The sequence below is a fragment of the Christiangramia sediminis genome (genome assembly GCF_020552705.1).
Taxonomy (GTDB): Bacteria; Bacteroidota; Bacteroidia; order Flavobacteriales; family Flavobacteriaceae; genus Christiangramia; species Christiangramia sediminis.
In genome coordinates this window covers 304,222-317,073 of sequence record NZ_JAJBZG010000005.1, presented here as the reverse complement: position 1 = coordinate 317,073, position 12,852 = coordinate 304,222, and the positions used below count along the sequence as shown (strand labels likewise).

The following is a 12,852-nucleotide window of genomic DNA, read 5'->3' as shown; positions in this document are numbered from 1 at the left end:
TCAAACAATTAAAACAAATGAGGAAATTATTACTGTTAGCAATGTTCTTAACATCTGCTACAATCTTTGCTCAAGGAACTGTTACCGGTACGGTAATAGACTCTGAAATGGATGGACCATTACCAGGTGCGAACGTGATGGTAGTGGGAACTCAACAGGGAGCTATGACAGATTTCGACGGAAATTTCAGCTTAGATGTTGAAGACGCTACAGGTCAAATTAGAATCAGCTTTGTTGGTTATGAACCAAAAACGGTAAAATTTAATGTAACAGGTGGTCAAACTCAGGATCTAGGACAAATACTCCTTGCTACTGATGCTAATGCATTATCTGAAGTAATTGTTACAGGAGTGGTAGATCTTGCTAAAGATCGTCAAACCCCGGTAGCAGTTTCTACTATTCGTTCTTCAGAGATTCAGGAGAAATTAGGAAACCAGGAATTCCCTGAAATTCTTAATACAACTCCTTCTATTTATGCAACTAAGCAAGGTGGTGGATTTGGAGATTCCCGTATCACTATTCGTGGTTTTGATACTCAAAACTCTGCGGTAATGATTAACGGTATTCCTGTAAATGATATGGAAAATGGAGCTGTGTATTGGAGTAACTGGGCTGGTCTTAGTGATGTGGCTTCAGCTGTACAGGTACAAAGAGGTTTAGGTTCTTCTAAACTTGCAGTATCTTCTGTAGGAGGTACAATTAACGTGGTAACCCGTTCAGCACAAATGTCTGAAGGTGGTTTTGTAAAAGCCAGTGTTGGTAACGATAGTTACTTAAAAACAGTAGCTTCTTATAATACTGGACTTAACGATAATGGCTGGTCTGGATCTTTCCTTTTAAGCAGAACTTCTGGAGATGGTTACGTTAACGGAACTGAATTTGAAGGATATAACTACTTTATTGGAGTAGGATATCAGGCAAACGAAGATCATGAGTTCAATTTCATGCTAACCGGTGCGCCTCAACAACATAATCAAAGAGGAGCATTTACTCCACTTTCAAGTTACCTTGAATATGGTGAAAATGGAGAGCCTAATGAAAAATATAACCTTGACTTTGGATATAGAAACGGTGAGGAGTTCACCTTTGCTGGAAACTTCTATCACAAACCGGTAGCTTCTCTTAGCTGGGAATGGGATATTACAAGTCTTTCAAAATTATCTACTACCTCATATGCTTCCTTTGGACGAGGAGGTTCTATAGGATCTATAGGTAGAATTAACGGAAGACAATCATTTGCTTTACCATTAACAGAAGATGGTCTAATACCAATGGATGATATTTTTGCATGGAACTCAGGTCAGAATGTTCCTGCTTTTGGAGATCCTAGACAACCTTATTCTGGCGAAGGTCAGTACCAGGGACAGTTTGTAAATACTGGAAATGGAAATCGTACAGGGGAAAATGGAATATCTCAACGTTCTTCTGTAAACTCTCATAACTGGTTTGGTGTTATCTCAAACTTTGAAACTGAACTAACAGATAAAATTACTTTAGATGTAGGTGCAGACTTAAGATCTTACAGAGGTTTCCATTACCGTAGATTAGTAAACTTGATGGGTGCAGATACATATCTTTCAACTGCAGATCAAAACAACCCAACAAGATTCTTAAATGAAACTTATGAGCCTACTATCGGGAATACTTTAAATGTATTTAAAAGTATCGATGATGAGGAAAAAATTGATTACAACAATGATGGTCTTGTAAGATGGGCTGGTGCATTCGGACAACTAGAGTATGCTGGTGACCAAATTTCAGCTTTTGTTCAGGGGTCTATTTCTAATCAAGGATTCAAAAGAGTTGAATATTTCAACGAAGCTCCAGGAAATCAGGAAACTGATTGGGAAAATATCATTGGAGGAAATATTAAAGGGGGTATGAACTTTAATATTGATGAAAAGCATAACGTATTTGGTAACGTAGGTTACTACTCTAAGCAGCCACTTTTTGATGCAGTTTATATCAACTTTGGAAACAATCTAAATCCAAACCTAACGAATGAGCAGGTATTTGGACTTGAATTAGGATATGGTTTCCGTTCTCAGTATTTCAATGCGAACGTGAATATCTATAGAACTTCATGGGCAGATAGATTTGAAAGTGAGACAGCAACTTTCTTCGCAGATACACCACAGGAACTTAGAGGTACTGCAAACCTTCTTGGAATTACTCAGGTTCACAAAGGATTTGAATTCGATTTCTATGGTAGAGTTGGAGATAAATTTAGATGGAATGGTATGCTTTCTATCGGTGACTGGGAGTACAAGGATGATGTAAGAGCATCATATTTTGATGAAAACCAGAATCCAATTCCTGGTGTAGACGATGCCGTTCTTAGCCTTGATGGAGTTAAGGTTGGAAATGCTGCCCAGTTAACTGCAAGTTTAGGTGCAGATTACCAAATTGTTGATAATCTTAGCGTAGATGCAACTTACAGATATGCAGACAATCTTTATGCAGATTTTGATGCTACAGATGCTTTAAATAACCCAGATTTCCAGGTTTTTGAAGTACCGTCTTTTGGTCTTTTAGATCTTGGTGCTTCTTATGGTCTTGATCTTGGAGAAAACAGATTAAGCTTTAGAGTGAACGTAAATAACGTTACAGATAATATCTATATTTCTGAATCTAATACTAATATTCTTGCTGGTCCTGGAGATGATACTTATGATGGAGTAAACACTAGAAATAATGTTTTCTTTGGATGGGGTAGAACCTGGAATGCCAGTGTATCTTTTAATTTCTAAAGAAATTTATAAGTCTATATAAGAACGCCCCGATATTTCGGGGCGTTTTTTATGCATTTTATTTTATCTTTAACCAAAATCTAATTTATGTACGAAACTATTCAGTTTATACACTCTTATTGGGCATATCTGGTATTGTTCATGCTTTTAATTGCAAGTTTTAATGCTATTATTGGTTTTGCCGCCAATAAGGAATACTCAGCAACAAATTTTAGAATTGCCCTTTTTACGCTTATTGTTTCTCACATTCAGTTTCTGATAGGTATCATTTTATACTTTACTACGCCATACTTTAAAATGTGGGCGCAAGAAGGAATGGGAGGAGTTATGGGAGATTCAGTTCTTAGATTATATAATGTAGAACATCCCTTGATGATGCTTATTGCCATCGCTTTAATTACGATTGGATATTCAAAACATAAAAAGAAACTTACCTCCAGGCCTAAATTTAAAATGCTGGCCATATTTTATGGTTTTGCATTGGTGGTAATGCTTTCAAGAATTCCTTGGAGCGCCTGGTTTTAATTATAGAATCATTAAAAAATAGATGCCAAACTGAGCTTGTCGAAGTTTGGATTTATGAAAAATAAAGAATTAGGACAGGATCTATATGATCTCATAACTTTCAAAAAAGCTCTGAATTTTCCAGAGCTTTTTTAATTTTGATTTACAGCTCGTATTAAATAAATATAAACCGGAAAGTGATCGCTGTAACCGCCTTCATATCCTGAATATCCATAGGTGCGCGCGGGATAACCCTTAAATTGACCATTAGTTGTGATTAGGTATGGTCTGTTAAAAATTCCGGCCTTAAAAAATTGATAGCCTGTATCGTTACCTAAAACAAGATTTCCGGTCATATAAAATTGATCAAAAAGGTTCCAGGAATCCCTGTAAGCCAGGCTTCCTTTTCCCTGTTTAAGCATATTTTCCATTGGGTTAAAAAGTTCGGTGCTTAGAATATTGTTCTTTCCCGCCTTCGTATTCAATATCTTTTTAAAACTTTTATTACTGGGATCGTCATTAAAATCTCCCATAGAAATGATCTTGGCTTCAGGATTTAATTTTATCAGCGAATCAATGATCCTCTTATTTAAATAAGCAGCTTTTTCCCTTTTGTAAGCACTTCGGGCTTCCCCACCTCCCCGGGAAGGCCAGTGGTTGACTATAAAATGAATTTCCTCTTTATTTAAAAGACCTGAAACAACTAGCTGGTCCCTGGTATAATCCCGGTTACCAGGATTGTCCGCTTCATATATTACAAGTTTTCTGGCTTTAGAATCCAAGGGCTGAAAATATTTTTTTCGAAAAAGCAGGGCAACATCGATCCCGCGTTCATCCGGGGATTCGTAGTGAACTATTCCATAATGATAATCTTTCAAATTTGGATGATTTATTAGATCTTCCAGAACTGCTCTATTTTCAATTTCACAAAGGCCAATAATCGTAGGAGGCTCTTTTGTTACCTCTTGTCCTATTTCAGAAATCACCCGGCTAATATTATCGAGTTTTTGAGAATATTTTTCCGCATTCCAGACGTCCTTACCACTTTCGGTTCTATCATCATCAAATGTTTCCGGATTATCATGGATATCAAATAGGTTCTCTACATTATAAAATGCAATGCTTTGTATTTCATACTCTTTTTTTTCCTGACTATATAAGGGCTGAAAAAGCAGATAAATGCTCAGAATCAGAAAAATATTATAATTCATTTGAAAGACATTTATAAAGAATTTAAAAATAAATCATTTTTTTAAAGTACTGAATATAAGTTTATTATATATTTAACCGGTAGAAAATTTAATATTTATTTTGGGGCAATTAAATGTACATAAGGTTTATTCTGGTTTTTCTAGCCATGCTAATAGGCATGTCTGGAAATTCCCAGCAAATTACTTTAAATGGTAAATTTGCAGATGCTTTTACCGAAGTGCCCTTACCACAAGTAAAAGTTTCCATCGAGAGTTTTTTTAGCGAAGCTTATTCCAATTCAGAAGGTGAATTCAGTCTGGAGTTGAATAATATTACCTTTGGGGAGTATATCTTAAGAATTGACAAACCTGGATATCTTCTCAAGCGAATTCCTGTTAATTTGTCTACTGCTGAAAAGACCTTCGAAAGCATTCTGCTGGAACCCGACCCAACTTTTGAACTAACTCATCAAAATACCATAAGCCTGTCTGATGCCGAACTACTTTCAGACGAGAGCGAATTCGATAATATTTCTGGTATCCTTCAGTCATCCCGCGATGTATTCCTCAATGCCGCTGCCTTCGATTTTAGTCAGACTTTTTTCCGTCCCCGAGGTCTAGGGTCAGAATATGGAAAGATCCTCATAAACGGCCTTGAAATGAATAAAATGTATGACGGCAGGCCGCTATGGGCTAATTGGGGCGGTTTAAATGATGTACAGCGCAACCAGATCTTTTCTAATGGAATAGCCGCAAATGATTTTCAGTTTGGCGGACTCGGCGGTACCACCAATATTATTATGAGAGCTTCTAAATATCAAAAAGGAGGAAGGCTTTCTTTAGCCAGTGCAAACCGAAGTTATACCGGGCGAATAATGGCTACCTATGCTTCCGGGGAACAACAAAACGGCTGGTATTATGCGGTTTCCTTGGGAAGACGCTTTGCCGAAGAAGCTTATATCGATGGAACCTTGTATAGTGCAAATTCAGTTTTTGTTTCTGCCGAAAAGAAACTGGGTAAAGACCATTTCTTGAATTTCAGTGGCATCTATACGCCGAATACCCGTGGGCGATCTGCGGCGATCACTGAGGAAGTGCTGGATCTTAAGGGCAGAACTTATAATCCTTATTGGGGTTTTCAGAATGATGAAATTCGTAATTCCAGAATCAGAGAAATTAAGGAACCTGTGTTAATGCTTAACCATAGCTGGGATCTTTCAGAAAAAATAAAACTGAATACCGGTATTTCCTATCAGTTCGGAGAGATTTCAAATTCCAGGATCGATTATGGAGGAACCAGCCTGAATGTTGCGAATGCTCAAAATAGTTTTATAGGCGGCGGAGCAAATCCAGATCCTTCGTATTATCAAAAATTACCATCCTATTTCCTAAGATTTCAGGATGATCAGAACTTTGAATCTGCTTTTCGCGCCCGCAACGAAATTGCTGAAAATGGACAATTAGATTGGAATTCTCTATATCTGGCCAATACCAATGCTAATGCCAGCGCTGGAAACTCCATATATGTGCTTGCTGAAGACGTTAATAAAGACAATCAATTTGCTGTAAATTCTAACCTAAGCTGGGAGCTGCGTAATAATTTGAAATTGAATTCTTCTTTGAGATATCAAAGCCTGAAAAGTGCAAATTTTGCCAGAATAAAAGATCTGTTGGGCGGAAATCAGTTTTTAGATATAGATATTTTTGTGCAGGATGAATTTGGGGATGTAACCGGGCTCGCCGCCCAAAGTGATTTACAAAACTTAAACAGGCTGGTTTCTGAAGGAGAAAGGTATAAGTATAATTATGAAGTTGAAGCCCGGGAAAGCGAGTTATTTACTCAGTTACAATGGACAGAAAGAAAGTTTGAGATCTATTTATCGGGAAATGTTGAGGCTGTAGGTTATCAAAGAAGTGGGAAATATAAAAATGGTGTTTTTCCTGAAAGTTCCCTGGGGAGAAGTAAAGATGCTGAATTTTTAAATTTTGGAATAAAATCTGGTGCGATCTATAAAATATCAGGGCGGCAGAATCTTGAGATCAATTCAGGATTTTTCACCAAAGCCACGGGTTTTAGGAATGCATTTATAAATCCCAGGCAAAATGATCTTTTGGTGGATGATCTTTCCAGTGAACAGATTTTAACGGGAGACCTCTCCTACAGGTATAGATCTTCATTTTTAAATTTCAGGATCACAGGATATTATACCGAGATCAATAATATCACAGAGGTTTCTTATTATTTTGCAGAGGGCCTTTCCGGTCTTGAACGGGAAACTACGGCAGCTTTTGTTCAGGAAGTCCTTAGTGGATTGAATAAAAAATATTATGGCCTGGAGGCTGGTGCAGAATCTCAGATCACTTCCACTATAAAGTTAAAAGCAGCGCTGGCCTTAGGAGAATATGTCTATGCGAATAATCCAAACCTATCTCTAAATTCGGCGGGTTTTCAATCAAATTTAGATTATGGCAAAGCCTATCTAAAAAATTATCACTTACCAGGAGGCCCTCAAACTGCTGCACAAATAGGATTTGAATATCGCGATCCAGATTTCTGGTGGTTTGGGATTAGTCATAATTATTTTGCCAATGGGTTTGTAGATATAAATCCGCTTACTCGTACGCTTAATTTTCAACAGGATTATGACGGTCTTCCACTCCTTGATTATGATTCGAATATCGCATCGGAATTATTGAAACAGGAAAAATTCGAAGATTATTTTTTGACAAATATCGTGGGAGGAAAATCCTGGCGTATAAAGGATAACTACCTCGGTACCTTTATTAGCCTGAATAATATTTTTGATGTTTTTTATAAAAGTGGGGGCTATGAGCAGGCTAGAAATTCAAATTACAGAAATCTGAAAGAGGATTTTGATCGTGATCTACCACTCTTCTCTAACAAATACTGGTACGGGCAGGGAACTACTTTCTTTGCGAATATTTATTTAAGGTTTTAATCGAAGGAAAAATGAAGCATATTAAAATTTTGAGTTTGTTGATGGTTTTTAGCCTTCTGGGATGTGTGAAAACAGATGATTTTGAAATGCCAGCTCTGGAAATTACAGAAATCGAGATTGAAGGTGATCTAACAAATATCGCTGCGGTAAAGGGAAATTTCAATTTTGAAACTGAAGCTATTTATACATTTAGGGATACAGATACCTGGTTCGAGGCCTATGTGATTTCCAGTGATGCCGGCGGTAACTTCTATAAGGAGTTGATCGTTCAGGACAAAGCTTCAAATCCAACTTCAGGAATACACTTATTGCTGGATCATAATTCGCTTTTTGACACTTTTAATTTTGGAAGGAAGATCTATGTGAAGCTGGATGGATTGAGCTTATGGTATAATAACGGCGTTTTACAGCTTGGGATTCAGAATAGGGGAGATGTAATGTCCATTCCAAATTCTTTAATAGACGATCATATTATAAGATCTGAAATTACAAGCGAGATCGTACCTCTTCACATTGAAATTTCAGAATTTAATCCTGATCTAAAAAATTTATATGTACGAATTCAGGATATCCAATTTGACAGAAATCTTGTAAAAGAAAATCAGGTTTTTTCATTTGCTTCAAATCCAGCCGATCAATATGATGGGGAACGCCAGCTGGAAAGTTGTGAAACAGGTGAAACTGTTTTACTTAGCACGAGTACTTTTTCAAATTTCAAATCACTTCTTATTCCTTCTGGCTCTGGAAGTGTGGAAGGAATACTTTCCCGGGATTTTTACGATGAACATTATGTGATTATTGTCAATTCTCCCGATGCTCTTGAAATGACCGGAGAACGCTGTGATACAGAGTATTTAGACTGCGGAAGTGATTCTAACGAGGGATCAAAAATAATTTTTGAGGAGAATTTTGAAGGGGTCACTTCTAATACAACGCTTAATTCAAGGGGCTGGACGAATATAAATGTAAGCGGGGGAGAAGTGAAATTTAAACCTATGCTCTCGAGCGGGAATCGTATTTTAAGAATTTCGGCTTATAATACCAATGAAAGTCCGCTGGAGGCCTGGCTGGTGACTCCGGCGGTTGATCTAAATAATTCTGTAAATGAGATTTTGAGTTTTGATATTCGCTCATCTTTTGACAAAGGGTTGATATTAGAAGTATTTATTACTCAGGAATATTCTGGCGACCCTCGCACCACAGAATGGACAGAACTGGATGCAAATATTCCTTTAGGTCCTTCGAGTTCTAATTCAACAATTTTCAAAAATTCTAAAATTGATATCTCCTGTCTGGATGGAAAGGTTTGGGTTGGTTTTAGATATCTGGGTTCTACTTATGACAAGACCACAACTTATGATCTGGATAATATTAGGATTTTAGGTGAATAAAAATAACTGACCCCCCCGTCCGCCTGTGGCGGACACTCCTCCTAAACTTTAGGAGGGGAGCAAAAAAACAAAAAAATTCCTTCCCTAGAATAGGGAAGGTGTCAGGCGCAGCATGACGGAAGGCGCAAAACTGGAATTATTATGAAAAGAATTCACAATAGAAAATATCTGGAACCCTATCGCAAGAAATTGAGAAAATCACTTACTCCTGCGGAAGCATTTTTATGGAAGCAACTGCAAAATAAAAAACTTGAGAATAGGAAATTCAGAAGGCAACATAGCATTGAAAACTATATTGCAGATTTCTATTGTCCGGAAGAAAGGCTTGTGGTTGAACTCGATGGTCAGGTTCATTTCAATGAAAAAACCAGGGAATACGATAAGAAAAGAACTGAAGACTTAAATGAACTTGGCATTAAAGTGATAAGGTTTGAGAATAGACTGGTTTTTGAAAATTTACATTCGGTTCTGGAAGAAATAAAAGAAAATTTTAGAAACTGACCACCCCGTCCTTCGGACACCCCTCCTATAAATAGGATGGGAGCCTTATTTATTTTGAAAACAAAATTTGATTTTGCTCCAATCTGCTCCTTCCCTAAAATAGGGAAGGTGTCAGGCGTAGCATGACGGATGGGTCAGACAACTTCTTCTTTCTTCTCCCTAAAATCCAACGGCTGTAATACCTTCAATGCTTTTTCTACGGAAGTAATTCTGTCGAATGTCAGCAGAAGTTTGAGTCCGCCCCGGGTTTCTTTTTCTTTCATGGTGCAATTCTGTCTATGCGTTTGCACATATTGCAGCACTCTTGTAAAATTATTGGTTTGATAAAACCTTGATTTCTGATCAGCGATAAAATAACCTACCAGCTTGTTCTTTTTCATGATCACTCGTTCCAATCCTATTTTCGCCGCGATCCATTTTATCCTGACAGAATTCAACAGATCCACGGCCTGGGTAGGTAATTCACCAAACCTGTCTACCAATTCTGCTTCAAATTTTTGCAGTTCTTCCTCGGTTTTTAGTTCATTCAGTTTGGTGTAGAGATTCAATCTTTCACTGATGTTGTTGATGTAATCATCTGGGAACAACAGCTCAAAATCGGTGTCAATCTGGGTGTCTTTAACAAAATCCTTGTGCTCTAAATCTTCAGTTTCGGCATATAGATCACGGAATTCATTTTCTTTCAGTTCTTCAATAGCCTCATTCAGGATCTTTTGATAAGTATCAAAACCAATATCATTTATGAATCCGCTTTGTTCACCACCCAACAGGTCACCGGCACCACGAATCTCCAGATCTTTCATGGCGATGTTGAATCCGCTGCCCAGTTCCGAAAATTGCTCCAGCGCGGTGATACGCTTTCTGGCATCTTCGGTCATAGCTGAATATGGCGGAGTAATGAAATAACAAAATGCTTTTTTATTGCTTCGGCCTACACGTCCACGCATTTGATGCAGATCTGAAAGCCCAAAATTGTTGGCGTTATTAATAAAAATGGTGTTCGCTTCAGAAACATCAAGTCCGCTTTCTACGATAGTGGTAGAAACCAGTACATCAAATTCTCCATTGATAAAGCTGAGCATTAATTTCTCCAGTTTTTTACCTTCCATCTGCCCATGACCCACGCCAATTTTAGCATCAGGCACCAATCGCTGGATCATTCCGGCAACTTCCTTGATATTCTCCACTCTATTGTGAATAAAGAAAACCTGGCCGCCGCGCTGAATTTCATAAGAAATAGCATCGCGAATGGTCTCTTCAGAAAAACGTACTACATGACTTTCAATCGGGTAACGGTTGGGAGGTGGAGTTGTGATCGTAGAAAGATCTCGCGCGGCCATCAAACTAAACTGAAGTGTTCGCGGAATTGGTGTCGCCGTGAGCGTTAGTGTATCTACGTTCTCTTTGATCGTCTTTAATTTATCTTTTACAGCTACCCCAAACTTTTGTTCCTCATCCACAACCAGCAATCCAAGATCTTTGAATTTGACCGCTTTACTAACTAATTGGTGGGTTCCGATTATAATATCAACTTTTCCAGATTCAAGATCGGCTAACGTCTCTTTGCGTTCCTTAGCCGTTCTAAAACGGTTCAGGTAATCTATCCTTACCGGAAAATCTTTCAATCTTTCAGTGAAGGTTTGATGATGCTGAAAAGCAAGAATTGTGGTAGGAACCAATATCGCCACTTGCTTGTTATTATCTACTGCCTTGAAAGCAGCTCTAATGGCTATTTCAGTCTTACCGAAACCAACATCTCCACAAACCAGCCGGTCCATGGGACGTTCATTTTCCATATCTGCTTTTACCGCTGCCGTAGCTGAACTTTGATCTGGCGTATCTTCATACATAAAAGAGGCCTCCAGTTCATGTTGCAAATAAGAGTCTGGATCATATTTGAAACCTTTCTCTAACCTGCGTTTTGCATAAAGTTTTATAAGGTCGTAGGCAATATGTTTTACCCGAGCCTTGGTTTTCTTCTTAAGATTTTTCCAGGCATTACTACCCAGTTTATAGATCTTTGGTGGTTTCCCGTCTTTTCCGTTGAATTTTGAGATCTTATGAAGCGAGTGGATACTTAGGTATAGAATATCCCTTTCACCATAGATCAATTTAATAGCTTCCTGTTTTTTGCCTTCTACATCTATTTTCTGAAGTCCGCCGAATTTTCCTATTCCGTGATCTATATGGGTCACATAATCCCCGACCTCAAGATTGGTCAATTCCTTTAAAGTGATTGCCTGTTTTTTGGCGTACCCATTCTTTAAATGGAACTTGTGATAACGCTCAAAGATCTGGTGATCTGTATAACAAACTGTTTTTGAATCTTCATCTATAAATCCCTGGAACATTGAAAAAACCGGAGTCTGATATTTCACCTGTTTTTCCTGGTCATCAAAAATATCATGAAAACGCTTTGCCTGCTGCTCACTTACACAGCAGATAAAATTTGTATATCCGGCTTCCTGATTTTCAATAAGGTTTTCAATGAGTAATTCAAATTGCTTATTAAAAGAAGGCTGAGGCTTCGTATTGAAAGTTATGGTCTCTTCAGCTTTCAAAAAGGCCTGGGTGCTTAATTCCACGGAGGAATATTCCAGTAATTGTTTTTTAATAAGCTCACCGTTACAAAAAAGTTCTTGAGGTTCACTATGTTTAACATCATCTGAAAGTTCCTTAAAAGCCTCCTCTGCTTTTTTATAAAGCTTGTCAGCCTGGGCTGAAAGCAGGTCGAGATTCTTAATAAAGACAATGGTCCTGGCTGAAATATATTTCAGAAAGCTTTCTCTAACCTCGTCAAGATGTTTATTCTCGACATTCGGCATGACAGAAATTTTCTTCTTTTTATCTGTAGAGAGTTGAGTTTCTACATCAAAGGTCCTGATGCTGTCTATTTCATCCCCGAAAAACTCGATCCGGTAAGGTTCATCGTGGCTAAATGAAAACACATCGATAATACCCCCACGCACCGAGAATTCTCCGGGTTCGGTAACAAAATCAACTCTTTTGAACTGATATTCAAAAAGGACCTCGTTTACAAAGTCTATAGAAAGCTCGTCCCCAACGGCAATTTTCAGTGTGCTTTTATCCAGTTCCTTTCTGGTAACCACTTTTTCAAATAAAGCATCGGGATAAGTGACAATTAAAGCCGGTTTTTTCCTGGAATTTATTCGGTTTAGAACTTCCGCACGTAGCAACACATTCGCATTGTCGGTCTCTTCTATCTGGTAAGGTCTTCTATAACTGCCGGGGTAAAAAAGTACATTCTTTTCGCCAACCAGCTGCTCGAGATCATTTAGATAATAAGCAGCCTCCTCTTTATCATTAAAAATCATCAAAAAAGGATGTTCAGATTCTTTAAAAGCATCTGCTACTACAAATGATAATGCAGAACCTACCAGGCCTTTAAGATGAATATTTGAGTGATTTTTTTCGGAACTGGCAATGGCATTTCGCAGTTCCTGCTGTTGCGGGGACCGTGAAAATTTCTGGGCGATAAGACTTGTACTCATTGCTGCAAATATAAATTCCACGAAATTGCCTTACAACCAGTTAA

General features: G+C 38.0%; 7 protein-coding genes. 5 read left to right on the top strand and 2 right to left on the bottom strand.

The genetic code is table 11. The features are described 5' to 3' along the window. Positions 1 to 17 precede the first annotated feature (17 nt). Both LGQ90_RS10795 and LGQ90_RS10790 read left to right on the top strand, forming a co-directional pair. Complete coding sequence (locus tag LGQ90_RS10795) at positions 18 to 2,750, top strand: TonB-dependent receptor (RefSeq protein WP_229341003.1); 2,733 nt, start codon at positions 18 to 20, stop codon at positions 2,748 to 2,750. A gap of 87 nt (positions 2,751 to 2,837) precedes the next feature. Further along, positions 2,838 to 3,275, top strand: coding sequence for a hypothetical protein (locus tag LGQ90_RS10790; RefSeq protein WP_229341001.1), 438 nt, complete (start codon positions 2,838 to 2,840; stop codon positions 3,273 to 3,275). A 131-nt stretch (positions 3,276 to 3,406) separates the two neighbouring features. Here the strand turns inward: LGQ90_RS10790 and LGQ90_RS10785 are convergent, their stop codons facing one another. Beyond that, entirely contained in the window at positions 3,407 to 4,465 is a 1,059-nt protein-coding gene (locus tag LGQ90_RS10785) for an endonuclease/exonuclease/phosphatase family protein (RefSeq protein ID WP_229340999.1), read from the bottom strand. Between the two features lie 113 nt (positions 4,466 to 4,578). Between LGQ90_RS10785 and LGQ90_RS10780 the strand changes: the two genes are divergently transcribed. The 3 genes from LGQ90_RS10780 to LGQ90_RS10770 all read left to right on the top strand — a co-directional run bounded on the left by LGQ90_RS10780 (position 4,579) and on the right by LGQ90_RS10770 (position 9,296). After that, positions 4,579 to 7,404 carry a TonB-dependent receptor gene (locus tag LGQ90_RS10780; RefSeq protein ID WP_229340997.1) on the top strand — a complete coding sequence of 942 codons (2,826 nt, stop codon included), beginning with the start codon at positions 4,579 to 4,581 and terminating at the stop codon, positions 7,402 to 7,404. 11 nt (positions 7,405 to 7,415) lie between these two features. Beyond that, entirely contained in the window at positions 7,416 to 8,795 is a 1,380-nt protein-coding gene (locus LGQ90_RS10775; RefSeq protein ID WP_229340995.1) for a DUF5689 domain-containing protein, read from the top strand. 141 nt (positions 8,796 to 8,936) lie between these two features. Beyond that, complete coding sequence (locus LGQ90_RS10770; RefSeq protein WP_262904367.1) at positions 8,937 to 9,296, top strand: endonuclease domain-containing protein; 360 nt, start codon at positions 8,937 to 8,939, stop codon at positions 9,294 to 9,296. A 134-nt stretch (positions 9,297 to 9,430) separates the two neighbouring features. Here LGQ90_RS10770 and mfd read toward each other — a convergent pair whose 3' ends face one another. Continuing rightward, positions 9,431 to 12,808: a transcription-repair coupling factor gene (gene mfd / locus LGQ90_RS10765; protein ID WP_229340993.1), complete on the bottom strand. Its 3,378-nt coding sequence runs from the start codon at positions 12,806 to 12,808 to the stop codon at positions 9,431 to 9,433. Positions 12,809 to 12,852 lie beyond the last annotated feature (44 nt).

Bases quoted from the DNA above. Each gene is read 5' to 3' on its own strand.
- LGQ90_RS10795 (WP_229341003.1), top strand. From the start codon at position 18: ATGAGGAAATTATTACTGTTAGCAATGTTCTTAACATCTGCTACAATC.
- LGQ90_RS10790 (WP_229341001.1), top strand. From the start codon at position 2,838: ATGTACGAAACTATTCAGTTTATACACTCTTATTGGGCATATCTGGTA.
- LGQ90_RS10785 (WP_229340999.1), bottom strand. From the start codon at position 4,465: ATGAATTATAATATTTTTCTGATTCTGAGCATTTATCTGCTTTTTCAG.
- LGQ90_RS10780 (WP_229340997.1), top strand. From the start codon at position 4,579: ATGTACATAAGGTTTATTCTGGTTTTTCTAGCCATGCTAATAGGCATG.
- LGQ90_RS10775 (WP_229340995.1), top strand. From the start codon at position 7,416: ATGAAGCATATTAAAATTTTGAGTTTGTTGATGGTTTTTAGCCTTCTG.
- LGQ90_RS10770 (WP_262904367.1), top strand. From the start codon at position 8,937: ATGAAAAGAATTCACAATAGAAAATATCTGGAACCCTATCGCAAGAAA.
- mfd (WP_229340993.1), bottom strand. From the start codon at position 12,808: ATGAGTACAAGTCTTATCGCCCAGAAATTTTCACGGTCCCCGCAACAG.